Source organism: Halotalea alkalilenta (assembly GCF_001648175.1).
Lineage (GTDB): Bacteria > Pseudomonadota > Gammaproteobacteria > Pseudomonadales > Halomonadaceae > Halotalea > Halotalea alkalilenta_A.
The window spans coordinates 4,148,383-4,166,929 of sequence record NZ_CP015243.1 but is presented as its reverse complement, the minus strand read 5'-3'; the positions used below and the strand labels follow the sequence as shown (position 1 = coordinate 4,166,929).

Annotated in this window: 13 protein-coding genes; 8 read left to right on the top strand and 5 right to left on the bottom strand. The window is 64.5% G+C overall.

Annotated features, from left to right (window positions below; genetic code table 11):
* The first annotated feature begins 6 nt into the window (after positions 1–6).
* The 6 genes from urtB to iclR all read left to right on the top strand — a co-directional run bounded on the left by urtB (position 7) and on the right by iclR (position 7,914).
* Entirely contained in the window at positions 7–1,638 is a 1,632-nt protein-coding gene (gene urtB, locus A5892_RS18625) for an urea ABC transporter permease subunit UrtB (RefSeq protein ID WP_064124064.1), read from the top strand.
* A 3-nt stretch (positions 1,639–1,641) separates the two neighbouring features.
* A complete protein-coding gene (urtC, locus tag A5892_RS18620; RefSeq protein WP_223302736.1) occupies positions 1,642–2,805 on the top strand; it encodes an urea ABC transporter permease subunit UrtC in 1,164 nt (387 codons plus the stop codon).
* Entirely contained in the window at positions 2,802–3,641 is an 840-nt protein-coding gene (urtD, locus tag A5892_RS18615; RefSeq protein WP_064124063.1) for an urea ABC transporter ATP-binding protein UrtD, read from the top strand. Before urtC ends, urtD begins: the two co-directional genes overlap by 4 nt.
* A gap of 11 nt (positions 3,642–3,652) precedes the next feature.
* The gene (urtE, locus tag A5892_RS18610) at positions 3,653–4,342 is read left to right on the top strand and encodes an urea ABC transporter ATP-binding subunit UrtE (RefSeq protein ID WP_064124623.1); all 690 of its coding nucleotides are present in this window, start codon (positions 3,653–3,655) and stop codon (positions 4,340–4,342) included.
* Between the two features lie 324 nt (positions 4,343–4,666).
* Positions 4,667–6,781 carry a beta-glucosidase family protein gene (locus A5892_RS18605; protein WP_223302735.1) on the top strand — a complete coding sequence of 705 codons (2,115 nt, stop codon included), beginning with the start codon at positions 4,667–4,669 and terminating at the stop codon, positions 6,779–6,781.
* A gap of 275 nt (positions 6,782–7,056) precedes the next feature.
* Complete coding sequence (gene iclR / locus A5892_RS18600) at positions 7,057–7,914, top strand: glyoxylate bypass operon transcriptional repressor IclR (protein ID WP_064124622.1); 858 nt, start codon at positions 7,057–7,059, stop codon at positions 7,912–7,914.
* 30 nt (positions 7,915–7,944) lie between these two features.
* Here the strand turns inward: iclR and A5892_RS18595 are convergent, their stop codons facing one another.
* The 5 genes from A5892_RS18595 to aceA form a co-directional block, all read right to left on the bottom strand.
* Positions 7,945–8,691, bottom strand: coding sequence for an amino acid ABC transporter ATP-binding protein (locus tag A5892_RS18595; RefSeq protein WP_064124061.1), 747 nt, complete (start codon positions 8,689–8,691; stop codon positions 7,945–7,947).
* A 32-nt stretch (positions 8,692–8,723) separates the two neighbouring features.
* The gene (locus tag A5892_RS18590; RefSeq protein ID WP_064124621.1) at positions 8,724–9,374 is read right to left on the bottom strand and encodes an amino acid ABC transporter permease; all 651 of its coding nucleotides are present in this window, start codon (positions 9,372–9,374) and stop codon (positions 8,724–8,726) included.
* 24 nt (positions 9,375–9,398) lie between these two features.
* Positions 9,399–10,160, bottom strand: a complete 762-nt coding sequence (locus tag A5892_RS18585; protein ID WP_064124060.1) for an amino acid ABC transporter substrate-binding protein — start codon at positions 10,158–10,160, stop codon at positions 9,399–9,401.
* A 180-nt stretch (positions 10,161–10,340) separates the two neighbouring features.
* Positions 10,341–12,086: a bifunctional isocitrate dehydrogenase kinase/phosphatase gene (gene aceK, locus A5892_RS18580; protein WP_064124059.1), complete on the bottom strand. Its 1,746-nt coding sequence runs from the start codon at positions 12,084–12,086 to the stop codon at positions 10,341–10,343.
* Positions 12,087–12,196: 110 nt separating this feature from the next.
* Positions 12,197–13,504, bottom strand: a complete 1,308-nt coding sequence (gene aceA / locus A5892_RS18575) for an isocitrate lyase (protein WP_064124058.1) — start codon at positions 13,502–13,504, stop codon at positions 12,197–12,199.
* 534 nt (positions 13,505–14,038) lie between these two features.
* Between aceA and glgX the strand changes: the two genes are divergently transcribed.
* Both glgX and glgP read left to right on the top strand, forming a co-directional pair.
* Entirely contained in the window at positions 14,039–16,036 is a 1,998-nt protein-coding gene (glgX, locus tag A5892_RS18570; protein WP_223302734.1) for a glycogen debranching protein GlgX, read from the top strand.
* A 56-nt stretch (positions 16,037–16,092) separates the two neighbouring features.
* Complete coding sequence (gene glgP, locus A5892_RS18565; RefSeq protein ID WP_064124057.1) at positions 16,093–18,525, top strand: glycogen/starch/alpha-glucan family phosphorylase; 2,433 nt, start codon at positions 16,093–16,095, stop codon at positions 18,523–18,525.
* Positions 18,526–18,547: the final 22 nt, after the last annotated feature.

Below are 18,547 nucleotides of genomic sequence, written 5' to 3'. Positions count from 1 at the left end.
AAACCGATGAAGCTTTTCCCCCTGCCCTTATTCGCCTCCTCTGGCGCAAGGCTGTTCGCGCTGCTCGGGCTCTGTGCTTGCCTGATGGTCGTCATTCTCGGCCAGCAGGCGCATGCCCAGTCGCCCGATGACGCGGCACTGCTCGAGTCGCTCGGCACCGGTTCGTTCAACGACAAGAGCGAGGCGATCAACTCAGTCGCCGCGAGCGGTACACCACGCGCGGGCGAGTGGCTCGAAGCGATGCTCGACGGCCGTCTCCAACTCGCAGGCGACGGGACGCTGGTGATCGTCGCTTCGACCAGCGGACGCTCCCTCGAGGCCCGTGCGGCGCTCGACGGTGCGCCGATGGGCACGATCGAGCGTCGCGAGCTCAGACGAATTCCGATCAACAACGCACTGCGCGTACAGCTGCGCGGTGCGATCGCCACTCTCGACCTTTCCGCCGAGGATCCCGCCGTGCGTCGCGCCGCAGCGGCCGGGCTGTTCGGCCGCGTCGACGACGACCTCGCCAGCTTGATCGAGGCGCGGCTCGAAGGCGAAGAAGACGAGAGCGTGCGTGCCGCGCTCGAGCGAGCGCTGGCGTTGCCCAGGCTGGAGCACGGCGATGTGACCGCGATCGAAGCGCTGCGTGGCAGCCAGGACAACGCCGTGCGCCTCGCCCTGACCCGCGCGGCGCAGAGCGGCGATGCGCAGATGGCCGCCGCCGCGCAGCAGGCGCTGGGGGAGATCGAGCGACGTGCCGAGATCAATCGCTGGCTGCAGCAGCTGTTCTTCGGCCTGAGCATGGGCTCGGTGCTGGTGCTGGCGGCGATAGGGCTTGCGATCACCTTCGGTGTGATGGGGGTGATCAACATGGCCCATGGCGAGCTGATCATGCTCGGCGCCTACACCACCTGGATGCTGCAGCAATGGCTGCCGGGCCAGCCGGGGCTCGCGGTGCTGCTGGCGATCCCGGCTGGATTCCTGGTCTCGGCACTGGTCGGCATCGTGCTCGAGCGTGGCGTGATCCGCTATCTCAAGGGGCGCCCGCTGGAGACCCTGCTCGCCACTTTCGGGGTCAGCCTGATCCTGCAGCAGCTGGTGCGCACGATGATCTCGCCGCAAAACCGCAGCGTGGTCACGCCGGAATGGATGAGTGGGTCAGTGATGGTGATCGACGGCCTGTCGCTGACGCTCAACAGGCTCTACGTGATGCTGTTCGCAGCGCTGGTGTTTCTCGCTCTGCTCGCGGTGATGCGCGCCACCCGGCTCGGTCTCGAGGTGCGCGCGGTGACCCAGAACCGCGCGATGGCCCGGGCGATGGGGATTCGCGCCTCGCGCGTCGACCTGCTCACCTTCGCCCTCGGCTCCGGGGTCGCCGGGCTCGCCGGAGTGGCGCTGTCGCAGCTCACCAACGTAGGCCCGAGCATGGGCCAGAACTACATCATCGATTCCTTCATGGTGGTGGTGTTCGGTGGGGTGGGGAATCTCTGGGGCACGCTGGTCGCCGGGCTCTCGCTCGGGATCGTCAACCAGTGGCTCGAACCTTGGGTCGGTGCGGTGCTGGCGAAGATCGCGGTGCTGGTGTTCATCATCCTTTTCATCCAGAAACGCCCGCGCGGACTCTTCCCGCAGAAGGGCCGCGCCGCGGAGGGTTGACCGATGTCGGAAGATTTCGCCGCCAAGCGGGCCGGCATGGCCCATGGCTGGCTGGTGCGCCCCTGGCATGAGCGTTCCACCCAGGTGTTCCTGTTCAGCGTCTGCGCGGCGCTGGCGCTGGTGACCTTGCTCCACCTGGCGCTGCCGGCGGGCCATCCGCTGCACGTCTCCGCCTACACCGTGAACCTGCTCGGCAAGTATCTCTGCTATGCGCTGCTCGCCGTCGCCCTGGACCTGGTGTGGGGCTATCTCGGGGTACTGAGCCTCGGGCACGGGGCGTTCTTCGCCCTCGGCGGCTACGCGATGGGGATGTACCTGATGCGTGGTATCGGCGAGCGGGGCGTCTATGGCAACCCGGAGCTGCCGGACTTCATGGTGTTCCTCAACTGGGACCGGTTGCCGTGGTACTGGCATGGCTTCGACATGTTCTGGTTCGCCCTGGTCATGGCGCTGCTGGTGCCTGGGCTTCTGGCCTTTGCGTTCGGTTACTTCGCCTTTCGTTCGAGGGTCTCGGGGGTCTATCTCTCGATCATCACCCAGGCGCTGACCTTTGCGCTGATGCTCGCCTTCCTGCGCAACGAAATGGGCTTCGGTGGCAACAACGGGCTCACCGACTTCCGCGAGCTGCTCGGTTTCGACCTGCGCCAGGGGTCGACCCGGCTGGGGCTGTTCATCGCCTCCGGAGTCGCGCTGATGTTCGGCTACCTGGTCTGTCGCGCGCTGATCTCCAGCCGTCTCGGGCGCGTCGGGATGGCGGTTCGCGACGCCTCGAACCGGGTGCGCTTTCTCGGTTACCGAGTCGAACGCGTGCAGCTCTACGTGTTCGTCGTTTCGGCGATGCTGGCCGGGCTTGCCGGCGCCCTCTACGTGCCCCAGGTGGGGATCATCAACCCCAACGAGTTCTCTCCACTGTTCTCGATCGAACTGGTGGTGTGGGTCGCGCTCGGCGGTCGCGCGACTCTCTATGGCGCTGTGATCGGCGCGCTCGTGGTCAACTACGCCAAGACCTGGTTGACCTCCGCGATGCCGGATGCCTGGCTGTTCGTCCTCGGTGGGCTGTTCGTCGCTGCCACTTTGCTGCTGCCCCAAGGGATCGCTGGGCTGCTCGCACAGCTGCGCAGGCGCAAGAGCGCCAAACGGGACGAGGACCGGGAGGCGTTGACATGAAGCCGCTCTCCTCACTGATCCAGCGTGACCGGGTGTTCGATTTCCTCAAGCCCCGCGAGTCGCCGGTCGATGTGCGTCATGGGCCGATCCTCTATCTCGACGAGGTCAGCGTCAGCTTCGATGGGTTCAAGGCGATCGACCGCCTGTCACTGACCATCGACGACGGCGAACTGCGCTGCATCATCGGTCCCAACGGTGCGGGCAAGACCACGATGATGGACATCATCACCGGCAAGACCCGTCCGGACAGTGGCGAGGTCTGGTTTGGCACCCGTCACGACCTGCTGCGCCTCGACGAGCCGCAGATCGCAACGCTCGGTATCGGCCGCAAGTTCCAAAAGCCCACCGTATTCGAGGCGCTCAGTGTGTTCGAGAACCTCGAACTCGCGGGTGCCAGCGACAAGCGGCTGTGGCCGAGCCTATTCGCGCGGCTCGATGCCCAAGCGCGCGAGCGGATCGAGGAGACGCTGGAGCTGATCCAGCTCACCGAGCAGCGCGATCGCGCCGCTGGCGTACTCTCCCACGGGCAGAAGCAGTGGCTCGAGATCGGCATGCTGCTGATGCAGCGCCCGCGCCTTTTGCTGGTCGACGAGCCGGTGGCGGGAATGACCGAGCGCGAGATGGCGCGTACCGCCGAGCTGCTGCGTGGCTTGGCCGGGCGCCATTCGGTGGTGGTGGTCGAACACGACATGGGCTTCGTGCGCTCGATCGCGAACAAGGTCACCGTGCTTCACCAGGGGAGGGTATTGGCGGAGGGAACGATGGATCAGGTGTCCAAGGATTCCAGGGTGGCGGAAGTCTATCTCGGTGCCCCTGAAGAGGAGCTCGTACGATGAGTTCGCCTGCGTTGCTATCGATCGACAAGATCGACCAGTTCTACGGCGAGAGCCACACCCTCTGGGGGCTCGAGCTCGAGGTGGCGCAGCGGCAGTGCACCTGCGTGCTCGGCCGCAATGGGGTGGGCAAGACCACGATGCTGAAAGCGGTGATGGGCGAGGTGCCGATTCGCGGCGGGAAGCTTTTGTTCGACGGCACCGACATCTCTCGGTTGCCGATCGAGGCGCGCCCGCGTCTCGGTATTGGCTACGTGCCCCAGGGGCGGCAGATATTTCCGCTGCTCAGCGTCGAGGAGAACCTGCGCACGGGGCTGGGCATCGGGCGAAGCAAGCGGATTCCCGAGCGGATCTACGAGCTCTTCCCGGTGTTGCTCGAGATGCGCGGGCGGCGCGGTGGCGATCTCTCCGGCGGCCAGCAGCAGCAGCTGGCGATCGCCCGCGCCCTGACCCTGGCGCCCCGGCTGCTGATCCTCGACGAGCCGGGAGAGGGCATCCAGCCGAACATCGTCACCGAGATCGGTCGGGTACTGCGTCGGCTGATCGACGAGGACGGGCTCACCGTGCTGCTGGTCGAACAGAAGCTTCCGTTCGCCCGCCGCTATGCCGATCGCTTTGCGCTGATCGATCGCGGTCGCAACGTTGCCGAGGGGCCGATCGAGTCGCTCAGCGACGAACTGGTCGCCCGGCATCTGGGAATCTGATCGGCGCAGCCGAGCACGACTCCGCATCGTGACCAACTACGTATCTACGCACGGAGACTACTCGGCGATAACATTTCGATGCGAAGTGATAAGGCGAATAATACTAAGGTGGTGCGTTCATCCCCTTCCAGGGGCAGGAACCACATCGACAAGAAGAGACGCGACACGATGTGCCTACGTCTTCTATTGACTGCTATCACACCGCTGATTTTCCCATGGGCGTCTATTGCCGCCGCGCAGTTGCCCCCCGTGCTGGATCAACGACCGCAACGCTTGGCTATGGCGGAGCAGGCCCGCGAGGAAGCCATCGCGCGGGCTCCTTGGATGGACGCTTCACGCTCGGCGGATCAGCGCGCCCATGATGCGCTCGCTGAAATGACCATGGTGGAAAAGATGCGTCTGCTCTATGGGGAGTTCGCCGCCCCCATGGACCTCACGGAAAAAGATCATCGAGCCATCGGTTCGGCTGGCTATGTACCCGGTATACCGCGATTGGGGATTCCCGCTCAGCAGCAGACCGACGCCGACCTTGGCGTCACCAACCCAGGCTTGATCGATCCTGGCCGCGAAGCGACTACCTTGCCCTCGGTGCTGGCTACCGCCGCGACCTGGCAGCCGGAGCTGTCGCGCCTGGGGGGCGAGATGATCGCCAAGGAAGCCCGCCACTTCGGGTTCAACGTACTGCTTGCCGGTACCGCCGGGTTGATACGCGATCCACGTGCCGGGCGCAATTTCGAAATGCCGGGCGAAGATCCGCTTCTTTCCGGCAAGATGGCGGCGGCCAAGGTCGAAGGCATCCAGCGCCAGGATGTGATGTCGACGGTCAAGCACTATGCCGTCAATGCCCAGGAGACGGGCCGCCATAAGTTGAGTGCGGAGATCGGCGACCAGGCGCTCCAGGAGTCGGATCTGCTCTCGTTCCAGTATGCGATCGAGGGCGGGGAGCCGGGAGCGGTGATGTGCGGCTACAACCGCGTCAATGGCGATTACGCCTGCGAGAACGACTATCTCCTCCATCAGGTGCTCAAGGGCGAGTGGGGGTATCCCGGTTTCGTCATGTCCGACTGGGGAGCGGTCTATACCAGCGTCGAAGCAGCCAACGCCGGTCTCGATCAGCAGTCCGCCGCTGAGGCGTTCGATGGCATCGTGCATTTCGGCGCACCATTGGAAAAGGCGGTGGACAGCGGCGCGGTCAGTTCCGAGCGCATCGATGACATGGTCTACAGGATCCTGCGCAGCTATTTCGCCACGGGCCTGGTGGACAATCCTCCTGGCGATGAACCGATCGATGTCGAAGCCAATGCTCGGGTCGCACAGGAGGTCGCGGAAAACGCCATGGTGCTGCTGCGAAACGAGCAGCGGCAGCTACCGCTCGATGCAGAGCGCGATCGCCATATCGTCGTGATTGGCGGGCATGCGGACAAAGGTGTCGTCGCCGGTGGTGGTTCGGCGGCGGTCAACCCGGTCGGCGGCGATGCCGTGCCGGAACTGGTGCCGCCGGAAGGAGTGAACACTCAACGTCTCTATCCACGCTCGCCTCCTTTGGCGGCGATCGAGCGTCACGCCCCGAATGCGCGGATCGAATTCGCTGCCGGCGACGATATCGATCAAGCCGTGGCGCTAGCCCGTGACAGCGATGTCGCGGTGGTGTTCGTCGAGCAGTGGACCGCCGAGACCTTCGACATGGCTTCCTTGTCGCTCGACGGTCATCAGGACGAACTGATCGAAGCGGTGGCCCAGGCCAATCCCAACACGGTCGTCGTGCTGCAGACCGGCGGGCCGGTGGCGATGCCGTGGCATGATCGCGTCAACGGTATCGTTGCGGCCTGGTATCCGGGGCAGCGTGGTGGAGAGGCCATCGCCAACGTGCTGTTCGGGGTCAAGAATCCGGCCGGCCGGCTGCCGGTAACCTTCCCGCGGAGCACGCAGCAGCTGCCGCGCCCGAACATTCCCGGTATCACCGTCGGCAACAGTGAATTCTTCGATGTCGACTACGACATCGAAGGCGCCGATGTCGGCTATCGCTGGTTCGAGCGCGGGCAGGAAGCACCGCTCTACCCCTTCGGCTTTGGGCTCTCCTACACGGAGTTCGACCAGAGCGGGCTCGAGCTCGAGCGTGACGGCCAGGTCGTACGCGCACGTTTCACCGTGACCAACACCGGCGAGCGGCAAGGCCGTACCGTACCGCAGCTTTACGTGCGTGCCCCGGATGGTTCTCCGGCGCGCCTGGCCGGCTGGCAGAGCGTATCGCTCGAGCCGGGGGAACGGCGTGAACTGAGCGTGGAGATCGACCCACGCCAGCTCGCCCGCTTCGACAGCGACACCCGGCATTGGCGCCTCGAGGGAGGCGAGTTTCGCATCTCCCTGTCGCGGTCGGCGCAGCACATCAGCGAGGAACGCAGCATCGAACTGCCCGCTGGCCCGCTGGAAAACCTCTAGCCGTTCGATCGCGACCCAGAGGGGGCGGTGAAAAACGAGACTTGGTTGCGCGCGGTTTCCATGGGCCTGCCATGCCAGACGGCTCGCACCTTGTCCCCGCCGCCCTTGTCTTAGTCGGCGAAATCCCGGGTGAGTGTTACGCGTATTGAGGCAGATCGCCGGGGCTGTCCGTTCTGGGGAGTCGCCGCGAGCTGCGTGCCCCGGTCGAATCCGGCGGCGCGAGGCGCTATCATGGGGGCTCGCGCGTTCATTCCCTGTGTGCAGGACCTGCCTTGGTGACAACTCCTACCTCGAAGCGCGGCAAGAAGCCTCGCGCCGCCGCTGCTACCGCCGCTCCAGTCGGCCAGGTGCAGTCGCTGTCGCGCGGCATGAAACTGCTCGAGTACATCGCCGAGGCGAACGGCAGCATCGCGTTGACCGAGCTCGCCCAGCGCGCCGGACTGGCCAATTCGACTACCCATCGGCTGCTCACCACCCTGGCCCAGCAGGAGTTCGTCAGGCAGGTGGGTGACCTTGGCCTGTGGGCGATTGGGCCCCGTGCGTTCATCGTCGGCGCCAGCTTCCTCGATAGCCGCAACCTGCTGGCGATGGTCCATCCGAAGCTGCGCACGCTGATGGAGCGCTCGGGCGAGACGGTCAACCTGGCGGTGCTCGATCGGGTCAATTTCGATGCGATCATCATCGATCAGGTGCAGTGCAACCAGTTGATGCGGATGTCCGCCTCGATCGGCGGCAAGCTGCCGATGCATGCCTCCGGAGCGGGCAAGGCGCTGCTCTCGACGCTTGACGACGAGCGTCTCACCCAGCTGCTCCATCGCAAGGGCATGCACGCCTACACCCCGCACACGCTGACCACGCCGAAGACGCTCAAGGCCAACCTGTCGATGATCCGCAAGCAGGGCTTCTCGTTCGACGATGAGGAGCACGCGCTCGGCCTGCGCTGCGTCGCCGCCTGCTTGTTCAATGAGTATCGCGAGCCGTTCGCGGCGATCTCCATCTCTGGGCCGGTGTCGCGTATCACCGACGACCGGGTGATCGAGATCGGGGCGCTGGCCATCCAGACCGCCAAGGAGCTGACCCGGGCCTGGGGCGGCGGCGCTCCCGAGGCGCGGGTCGCGCTGCACTCGTCCTAGGCCGCGCTCATCGCAGAAACCTGGCTGCGCTCAAACCTCGGCATCCGGCAGCACCTTGCGCAGGAAGGCACGGGTGCGCGGGTCCGCCGGTCGGGTGAACAGCTCGCTCGGCGGGCCCTGTTCGACGATCCGCCCTCCCTCCATGAAGATCACTCGATCGGCCAGATCGCGAGCGAAGCGCATCTCGTGGGTCACCACCAGCATGGTCTGGCGCGCCAGTGCCAGGTCCTTCATCACCGCCAGCACTTCATCGACCCACTCTGGGTCGAGCGCCGAGGTCGGCTCGTCGAACAGCATCAGTGCCGCATTGGCGGCCATTGCGCGACCGATGCCGATGCGCTGCTGCTGGCCGCCCGAAAGCGAGCTCGGATAGCTCGTCTCGCGGTTGGCCAGCCCGACCCTGGCGAGAATCTCCCTGGCGCGGGCGTGGGCCTCGCGCTTGGGCAGGCGGTCGACGATGATCAGCCGCTCGGCGATGTTGTCGAGCGCGTTCTTGTTGGCGAACAGCGCATAGTTCTGGAACACGAAGGCGGTGCGCCGTCGCAGCGCGAGGGCTTGCCGGCGGTCGCAGTGGGCCAGATCGAGGGTCAGTCCGTCGATCGTAAGTCGCCCTGCGTCGGGGCGTTCGAGCAGGTTGAAGCAGCGTAGCAGGGTGGATTTACCGGTCCCGGAAGGGCCGATCACCACCACGATCTCGCCCTCGGCGATATCCAGGTCGATGCCGTCGAGTACGGTGTTGGCGCCGAAGCGCTTGGTCAGCCCGCGAAGTTCGATCATGTGAGGCTCTCATTCACTGGATCATGCCTCGGTCAGCGATGGTAGGCGCGGCCGAGCCAGCGCTCGAGACGGCGCTGGACGAACGAGAGCGCCTCGACTACCACCCAATAGATCACCGCCACGGTGAGGAAGGCCTCGAAATAGAGAAAGCTGCTGGCGGCTTCCTTCTGGGTCGCGCCCATCATTTCGGTGACGCCCAGGGTGAAAGCGAGCGAGGTCGACTTGATCATGTCGATGAAGTAGTTGACCAGCGTCGGCAGCGCCACCCGCACCGCTTGGGGCAGCACGATCCGACGCATCATCTGCGCCTGGGTCATGCCGATCGACAGCGCCGCGTCGGTCTGGCTCCTGTCGACGCCGACGATCGCGGCACGGATCGATTCCGCCATGTAGGCCGAGAAGTGCAGGGTCAGCCCCATTACCGCCGCGGTCACGCCGTCGATCCGGGTCATGAAGGAGAGCACCTGGGGCAGCCCGTAGTAGAACAAGAACAGCTGCACCAGCAGCGGCGTGCCGCGGAAGAACGAGATGAACAGGCCCGTCGCCTGGTAGAGCACCGGGGTACGCAGCACCCGCACCACCGCCAGCAGCGAAGCCAGTACCAGCGCCAGCGCCATGGCGATGGTCGCCATCTGCAGGGTCAGCGGCAGGTAGCCGAGCAGGATCGGCGCCAGCACCAGCATGTAGTCGAAGTCGAGCGACACCGGTCAGGGCGCCTGGGTGATGTCGATGCCGATCCAGCGCTCGGAGATCTCCTTGAGCGTACCGTCCTCGCGCAGCTCGCTCAGCGCCTGATCGACTCGGTCGCGCAGCGCACGGCCCTCGTCGTCGTTACGAAACGGCAGTGCATTCTCGATCCGGGAGAAAGGCTCGCCGGCGAGCTCGAGCGGTAGCGGCGAGGATTTGATCAGCTCGCTGATGCTCGAGCGATCCATCACGAAGGCATCGACCCGGCCGAGTGCGACATCCTGCTCGATCCCGCTGTCGTAGGTACGGATGTCGATTTGGTCGGCGTTGGGGAGCTGGCGCAGCAGCTGCTCGTAGTTCGAACCGAGGTTGACCGCTACGCGCTTGCCGTCGAGATCTTCCGGGCCGTGGATCGAATCGTTGCCCTCGCGCACGCCCAGCTGGGCGCCGTCATAGACATAGGGCTGGGTGAACAGGTACTTGGCTTCGCGCTCGGGCGTGATGGTGATCTGGTTGGCGATGGTATCGATCCGCCCGCTGTCGAGCATGCCGGCTAGGCCTGAGAAGCTGGCGGTGACGAACTGCACCTCGTCGCCGAGTTTTTCGCCGACCGCGTTCATTACGTCGATCTCGAAGCCTTGGAGCTGGTCCTGGCGCACGAAGGTGAACGGATAGTAGCCTCCCGACATGCCGACCCGGATGGTCTCGGCCTGGGCGGTGGGAGCGAGCAGGGCCGCACTCGCGGTCATGGCGAGCACGGCGGCAATGTGGCGCAGTCTCATCGATGGGATTCTCTCTTCGTTCCAACGGGAATTGGGGACTTGCCAGTCTGGCATGAATGGGCGGCACTCTAACGTCCCCTTCGCGAAAGGACTAAGAATGAAATTCCATATGCTATTTACCTTCTTATATCCGCTCGACCCAGCTGGAACCGGCCAGGGCGACTTGGCTCTGGAGCGCGCTTAGAGCTCCGCCTGCGCTGCAAGCGCGGGCGGATGGCGATGTCGCAGGCGCTGCGCCTGCGGGTAGGCGAAGACATCCTCGATGTGGCCCTGTTCGATGCGCTGCTGCAGTCCGCGCCAGTAGTCGGCTCGGAACAGCTCGCCATGGAGGCGCTCGAAGTGGGCCTTGAACGCCGGGGTGGTGAGCAGGAAGTGGCGGAACTCTTCGGGGAAGACGTCATCGGCACCGACGCTGTACCAGGGCTCGCTGGCGAACTCGTCCTCCGGGTAGCGCGGCGGTGGGATCTCGCGGAAGTTGATCTCGGTCATGTAGCGAATCTCGTCATAGTCGTAGAACACCACCCGGCCATGACGCGTGACGCCGAAGTTCTTGGTCAGCATGTCGCCCGGGAAGATGTTCGCCGCGGCGAGCTGCTTGATCGCCAGGCCGTACTCCTCCACCGCCCCCAGCGCCTGGCCTGGGTTGGCATCGCGAAGATAGAGATTCAGAGGGGTCATCCTGCGTTCGATATAGAGATGGGAGATCACCACCTGATCACCGCTTTCCTCCAGTTTGCTTGGAGTCTCCCGGCGCAGCTCCTCGAGCAGCGCCGGTGAAAGCCTGCGCTTGTCGAAGACGAAATGTTCGTACTCCTGGGTATCCGCCATCCGGCCAACGCGGTCGTGCTCCTTGACCAGCCGATAGCATTCCCTGACGCGTGCGGGGGTGACCTCCTTGGGTGGGGCGAAGCGGTCGCGTATCACCTTGAACACCCGTTCGTAGCCTGGCAGCACGAAGACCAGCATCACCATCCCCGCGGTGCCGGGGGCCAGTTCGAAATGCTCCTCGCTGCTGGCGACGGCGGCCAGGTACTCGCGATAGCACTCGGTCTTGCCGTGCTTCTGGCAGCCGATCGCCGAGTAGAGTTCGGCGGTGGTCTTGCTCGGCAGGATCTCGCGCAGCCAAGCGACCAGTGCCGCCGGCAGCGGCGCATAGACCATGAAATAGGCACGGGCGAAGCCGAATACGATGCTGGCCTGGGCGCTATCGGTGAGGCAGGCGTCGACCGAGAGCCTGCTCTCGGGATCGATGTGGATCGGCAGTAGCAGCGGATGGGTCTCGCCATTGCCGAGCCTCAGCTTGGCGATCAGCCAGGCGGCCTTGTTGCGGAAGAAAAGCTCGTTGCATGCCTCGATCCGGGCACCGATGAGTGATTCGCCGAAGCGCTCGGCCAGCATCTCGGCCACAAGCCCCGCATCGCGTTCTAGATCCTCCCAGGGCTTGCGCAATGCGAGCCCCTCGAGCAGCCCGCGCAGGGTTTGTTGCAAAGCGTCGCCGACGGGCAGCTCTCGGGCCAGCGGACGGGGGAATTCCTCGAAGCGCACGCGGGGCTGGGAGCTCTCGAGGAACATGTGGGTCTGGTCCAGCTCGCGGTGGTCGAACAGCCGACAGTGCACCGAGTTGAAGAAGCTCTCGGCGATCTCGAAGCGGGGATAGTCCGGCAGCAGTTCGGTATAGAGCTTCTTGATCCTTGGCATGCGCGAAAGCGGCACGCACTTGCCGCGCATGATCCGGCGCAGCTGCTCGACCACCAGGCCGACGTGATGGTCGTAGAGATGGATGCGCTTTTTCATCGCCGCCTGTACTGCGTGCCAGTCGCGCGACTCGAAGCGGCGCTGGGCACCGGCGGTCACTTCGAGGAAGCGTCCGTACTGGGCATCGAACCCTTGCAGGATGGTCTGCGCGATCAAGTGTTCCAGCTGCATTCCTCGTCCTCCCTGAACGCATCGGCGAACGCCGGCCCGATGAAGGGGCGGCGTTCGTACAGGAGCCCTGGCCTTGTCCCACCTTCGCCCGTCGATCCAGTGGGCGAAACCTAGAACTGTTCGGCTTCGGTCGACCGATCGAGCGCGGTCACCGAGGAGCTGCCCCCTTGGATCAGGTTGGTGAGCTTGTCGAAGTAGCCGGTGCCTACCTCCTGCTGGTGGGAGACGAAGCTGTAGCCGAGCGGTTGGGCGGCAAACTCCGGCTGCTGGACCTTCTCCACGTAGTGCTTCATCCCCTCGCCGCGCGCATAGGCATGGGCGAGATCGAACATGTTGAACCACATGCTGTGGATGCCGGCGAGGGTGATGAACTGGAAGCGATAGCCCATCTCGGCAAGCGCCGCCTGGAAGCGGGCGATGGTGGCGTCGTCCAGGTTGCGCTTCCAGTTGAACGAGGGCGAGCAGTTGTAGGCCAGCAGCTTACCGGGGAACTTGGCGTGGATCGCCTCGGCGAAGCGCTGCGCCTGGTCGAGATCAGGCTTCGAGGTCTCGCACCAGACCAGGTCGGCATAGGGGGCGTAGGCCAGCCCGCGGCTGATCGCCTGATCGATGCCGGCCTCGGTGCGGAAGAAGCCCTCGGCGGTGCGCTCACCGGTGAGAAACGGGCTGTCGTTGGGGTCGCAGTCCGAGGTCAGCAGGTCCGCCGCGTCGGCATCGGTACGGGCGATGACCAGCGTACTGGTGCCGAGCACATCGGCGGCGAGGCGGGCGGCCACGAGCTTCTGCACCGCTTCCTGGGTCGGTACCAGCACTTTGCCGCCCATGTGGCCGCATTTCTTCACCGCTGCCAGCTGGTCCTCGAAGTGCACGGCGGCAGCGCCGGCCTCGATCATCGACTTCATCAGTTCGAAGGCATTGAGCACCCCGCCGAAGCCGGCCTCCGCATCGGCGACGATCGGCAGGAAGTAGTCGATGTAGCCTTCGTCTCCCGGGCGCTTGCCGCTGGCCCATTGGATCTGGTCGGCGCGGCGGAAGGTGCGGTTGATCTTGTCGACCACCGCGGGCACCGAGTTGGCCGGGTAGAGGGATTGGTCCGGATACATTTCACCGGCCAGGTTGGCATCGGCGGCGACCTGCCAACCGGAGAGATAGATCGCCTCGATACCAGCCTTGGCCTGCTGCAGCGCCTGGCCGCCGGTGAGTGCGCCGAGGGCATTGATGTAGCCTTTGCGCGAATCTCCATGGAGGGCGGTCCAGAGGCGCTCGGCGCCACGGTTTGCGAGGGTGCAGGCAGGTACCACCGAACCACGCAGCTCGATCACCTTGGCGGCGTCGAACGGGCGTTGAATGTCCTGCCAACGGGGAGTGTCCCAGCTCTGCTGGAGCTTATCGATCTGCTGCTGGAGTGTGTCGGTCATCCGTCGGTCTCCCGTGTGGATCGTTTATTTCCGTTTTATGGAAATTGTTTCCGTTTAATTTTTCATGCCCAGGGTGGGTCGATCATCCGCACCGTTGAGAGGAGGAGGTGAGTCTCGGCGATATCGCCAATTTTCCAGCAGGTACGCTGATATCGGCGTTATTCATCCCTGTTCTCTTCCAGGTCCGGTCTTTCTTTCACCCGGGGTTGTCGACAAATGGAGCCTATATGATCGATTCATAAAATAAAAACGATTTCCGAAAACGTAAATTTTGCCGTCTAAAATTAAACTATCAATGAGTTACCGGCCATCGTTGGTTGCTTTAACAGCGTATCGGCGGGTTTCGTAGTGATTGTCGACAATCGTGGCCGGCAAAGTCGTAAAGATTAGCAATCCTTCGGACGCTGGAGATGGGATGAATCGCTGGTTGTTTAGACCAAAGGATAGGTCAGGGAGATGCGCTGGTTAGGCTCCATCACATTGGTTATGCTCGGCTCCACGACCTTGGTCGCCCCTGCGGTCAGAGGAGGGTCTGTGAGCTTAGCCGTCATCGAGTGGGGGAGTGACAGGCGTCTCGGTGCACGTTTCGATGGCCGCGGCACCAATTTCGTCTTGCAAGCGCCCGACGCCGACTGGGTCGAGCTTTGCCTGTTCGACGCCGAAGGAGTCGAAACCCGGCACCGCTTGCCGGGACGCAGCGGCGCTTGCCACCATGGCTATCTTGCAGGCGTGGCGCCGGGGCAGCGTTACGCTTTTCGCGTCCATGGCCGATGGGCGCCCGATCAAGGGCTGCGCTTCAATCCCGCCAAGCTATTGATCGACCCCTGCGCGCTGGCGCTCGTCGGCGAGGTGCTCGATGATCCGCGCCTCGAAGATGGCGCCGCATCCCCCGATCCTCGCGACAGCGCGCCCTGCGTGCCGCGCTGCCTGGTGGTCGATACCGGTTTCGACTGGGGGAGTGATCGCGCCCCTCGGGTGCCGTGGTCCGATACGCTGATCTACGAGGCCCACGTCCGTGGCCTGACCCAATCCTTCCCTGGCGTCGAGCCTAAGCTGTGCGGCAGCTACGCTGCGCTCGGCGAGGCGGCGGTGATTGCTCACCTCAAGCGTCTCGGCGTCACCACCCTCGAGCTGCTGCCGGTCCAGCATGGCACCGACGAGCCCCGGCTACGCCGTTTGGGATTATCCAACTACTGGGGCTACAACGTGCTCGCCCCGTTCGCGCTCGACCCCCGGCACGCCAGTGGACGAGACGGCCTGTCGCCGCTCGATGAGTTCCGGCTGGCGGTGCGCGCGCTTCACGCGGCGGGGATCGAGGTGATCCTCGATGTGGTGTTCAACCATAGCGCCGAGCTCGATGCCGAGGGGCCGACGCTATCGCTGCGCGGCATCGACAATCGCCATGCCTATTGGCTCGGCCAGCGCGCAGCGCCATGCGATTGGAGCGGCTGTGGCAATGCCCTGCGGCTCGATCACGGGGAGGCGGTGCGCTGGGTGATGGAGTGCCTGCGCAGCTGGGTCGAGCTCTGCCACGTCGACGGTTTTCGCTTCGACCTGGGCGTCGCCCTTGGACGCACGCCCGGATTCACCGCCCAGGCGCCGCTGCTCAGCGCGATTCGCCAGGATCCTGTGCTTTCGGCCTGCAAGCTGATCACTGAGCCTTGGGACCTGGGCCCCGATGGCTATCGCCTCGGCGGCTTCCCTTTTCCATTCGGTGAATGGAACGACCGCTTTCGCGACGCGGTGCGGCGGTTCTGGCTCACCGGCGATATCGCCCGCGACGAGTTCGCCACCCGGCTGGCGGGTTCCAGCGACTTCTTCGATCATCATGGTCGGGCTCCCTGGACCTCGATCAACCTGCTCACCAGTCATGACGGGTTCACGCTCCACGACCTGCTCTGTTTCGACCAGCGCCACAACCAGGACAATGGAGAGCAAGGGCGGGATGGCCACGGCGATAACTTCTCCGCCAATCATGGGATCGAGGGCTACACCGCTGACGCGACGACAGCCGAGGCGCGGGATCGCTCCCGTCGCGCGCTGCTCTCCACCCTGCTGCTCGCCCACGGCACGCCGATGCTGCTCGGTGGGGACGAGTTCGCCAATGGCCAGAGTGGCAACAACAACGCCTACTGTCAGGACAACCCGATCGGCTGGCTGGATTGGCCCGAGCGGCCGCCTGCGCTGATCGATTGGCTCGCGGCGATGGTGCGGCTGCGCGGCGAGCTGGTCGATGCGCGGGGGCGCGATTGGTGGCATCCCGACCAGGTCGCCTGGTTCGATGGCGACGGGCGCGCGATGAGTGCCGAGGCCTGGCGGGACCCGGCCGGCGAGACCCTGCAGCTGAGCCTGGGCGAGCGGGCGCTGCTGATCTTCCATCGTGGCGTGGCGTCCATCCCGCTGATGGTGCCGCCGATGTGGCAAGCGCGCCGTTGGCGCATGGCGAGCGCCTGCGAGGCGCTGCTCGAGGACGAAGATGACGCGTGGCGGGTGCCGCCGCGTGCAGTGGTAGTGCTGCTCTCGATCGACTGAAGTGGCGCTGCTTGGCTTTGAGTTTCTCCATCCGAACCATGAAGAGGGCGGCGGGTATGAACGACTTCGATTATCAACCCCCATCACTAGCGGTGGACGCGCTGCGACGTTCGATCGCCTACAAGCTTGCGTTCTCGATCGGACGCGACCCGGTGAGTGCCAATTCTCTCGAATGGCTCGAGGCGACCCTGCTGGCGACCCGCGACCGGATGGTCGAGCGCTGGCTGCGCTCGAACCGGGCCGAGTCCAACCTGGAGACCAGGCAGGTCTACTACCTGTCGATGGAGTTCTTGATCGGGCGCACGCTGATCAACGCGCTGGTCTCGCTTGGCTTGTACGACGAGGTCAAGGAGGCCCTCGCGGGGCTCAACCTGGATATCGACAAGCTCGCCGAGGAGGAGCCCGACCCAGGGCTCGGCAACGGTGGCCTGGGCCGGCTCGCCGCCTGTTTCCTCGATTCGATGGCGACCCTCAGCCTGCCCGCGCGTGGCTACGGGATCCGCTACGAGTACGGTATGTTCCGCCAGCGGATCGTCGATGGCCAGCAGGCCGAGGTGCCTGACAACTGGCTCGAGTACGGCAACTCCTGGGAGTTCCCGCGCGACAACGTGCGTTTCAAGGTGCGCTTCGGTGGCCGCCTGCAGTTCGAGGGTGCCCGCGCGCGCTGGATGGAGGACGAGGTGATCATCGCCCGCGCCTTCGATCAGGTGATCCCCGGATACGACACCAGCGCCACCAACACCCTGAGGCTTTGGTCGGCGCGCGCCAGCAACGAGATCAACCTCGGCAAGTTCAACCAGGGCGATTACTTCGCCGCAGTGGCCGACAAGAACCAGTCGGAGAACGTCTCCCGGGTGCTCTATCCCGACGACACCACCAGCTCCGGGCGCGAGCTGCGGCTGCGCCAGGAGTACTTCCTGGTCTCGGCGACGATGCAGGACATCCTCCAGCGCCACTTCCTCTACCACCAGCGCTACGACAACCTCGCCGACAAGATCGCGATCCACTTGAACGACACCCATCCGGTGCTGGCGATCCCTGAACTGATGCGGCTTTTGATCGACGAGCACGGCTTCGCCTGGAACGATGCCTGGGCCGCGACCGAGCGGATATTCTCCTACACCAACCACACGCTGATGAACGAGGCATTGGAGACCTGGCCGGTCGATATGCTCGGGCGCATCCTGCCGCGTCACCTGCAGCTGATTTTCGAGATCAACGAGCATTTCCTCGAACAGGTGCGCGCGCAGGTGCCGGGCGACGATGGGTTCGCTTCGCGGGTCTCGCTGATCGACGAGGGTAACGGTCGCAGAGTACGGATGGCCTGGTTGGCGGTGGTCGCCAGCCAGAAGGTCAACGGGGTCTCGGAGCTGCACTCGAAATTGATGGTCGAGTCGCTGTTCGCCGATTTCGCCAAGCTCTTTCCCACCCGCTTCGTCAACGTCACCAACGGCGTCACTCCCCGGCGCTGGCTCGACTGCGCCAACCCTGGTCTTAGCCGGCTGGTCGACAGCCGGATCGGCAAGCGCTGGCGGCTCGACCTGGAGCTTTTGGTCGGACTCGAGCCGGCGGTGGAGGTGCACGATTTCATCGACCACCTGCGTGAAATCAAGCGGACCAACAAGCAGCGCCTCGCCGACTACGTCAAAAGCGAGCTCGGGATCGAGATCGACCCCGACTCGATGTTCGATGTCCAGGTCAAACGCATCCACGAGTACAAACGCCAGCTGCTCAACTTGCTCCACGTGCTGGCGCGCTACAACCGCATCCTCGACGATCCGGACGGCGATTGGGTACCGCGCACGGTGATCTTCGCCGGCAAGGCGGCTTCGGCCTACCATGCGGCCAAGCAAGTGATCCGGCTGATCAATGACGTCGCCACGGTGATCAACGCCGATCCTCGCGCCAACAAGCTGCTCAAGGTGGTTTTCATACCCAACTACGGGGTCAGCCTGGCCCAGCTGCTGATTCCGGCCGCTGACCTTTCCGAGCAGATTTCGCTTGCCGGTACCGAGGCCTCGGGAACCGGCAACATGAAGTTCGCGCTCAACGGGGCGCTTACCATCGGCACGCTCGATGGGGCCAACGTCGAGATGCGAGAGCGTATCGGCGAGGAGAATATGTTCATCTTCGGCAACACCGCCGAGCAGGTCGAGGAGCTCAGGCGCAACGGCTACAACCCGCGCGACTACTATGTAAAGGATCCCGAACTCTTCCGCCTGCTCAACCAGGTCATCGGCGGCACCTTCAGTCCGACGGAGCCCGGGCGCTACCGGGACTGCTTCGATCTCAACGACAACTACCAGCTGCTCGCCGATTTCAGGAGCTACGTCGAAACCCAGGAGCAGGTCGACGTGCTCTATCGCGACCCGGCCGCCTGGGCCCGCAAGGCGGCGCTCAACATCGCCCGGATCGGCTATTTCTCCTCGGATCGAGCGGTGGCCGAGTATGCCGAGCGGATCTGGCAGGTCGAGCCTTTGCGGCTATGAAGGCGAGAGCGGGATTGCAACC

Coding starts and splice junctions, on each gene's coding strand:
- A5892_RS18595 (WP_064124061.1), bottom strand. CDS start 8,691: ATGATCGAACTTCGCGGGCTGACCAAGCGCTTCGGCGCCAACACCGTA.
- urtD (WP_064124063.1), top strand. CDS start 2,802: ATGAAGCCGCTCTCCTCACTGATCCAGCGTGACCGGGTGTTCGATTTC.
- glgP (WP_064124057.1), top strand. CDS start 16,093: ATGAACGACTTCGATTATCAACCCCCATCACTAGCGGTGGACGCGCTG.
- aceA (WP_064124058.1), bottom strand. CDS start 13,504: ATGACCGACACACTCCAGCAGCAGATCGATAAGCTCCAGCAGAGCTGG.
- A5892_RS18605 (WP_223302735.1), top strand. CDS start 4,667: ATGGACGCTTCACGCTCGGCGGATCAGCGCGCCCATGATGCGCTCGCT.
- urtC (WP_223302736.1), top strand. CDS start 1,642: ATGTCGGAAGATTTCGCCGCCAAGCGGGCCGGCATGGCCCATGGCTGG.
- aceK (WP_064124059.1), bottom strand. CDS start 12,086: ATGCAGCTGGAACACTTGATCGCGCAGACCATCCTGCAAGGGTTCGAT.
- A5892_RS18590 (WP_064124621.1), bottom strand. CDS start 9,374: ATGCTGGTGCTGGCGCCGATCCTGCTCGGCTACCTGCCGCTGACCCTG.
- urtB (WP_064124064.1), top strand. CDS start 7: ATGAAGCTTTTCCCCCTGCCCTTATTCGCCTCCTCTGGCGCAAGGCTG.
- A5892_RS18585 (WP_064124060.1), bottom strand. CDS start 10,160: ATGAGACTGCGCCACATTGCCGCCGTGCTCGCCATGACCGCGAGTGCG.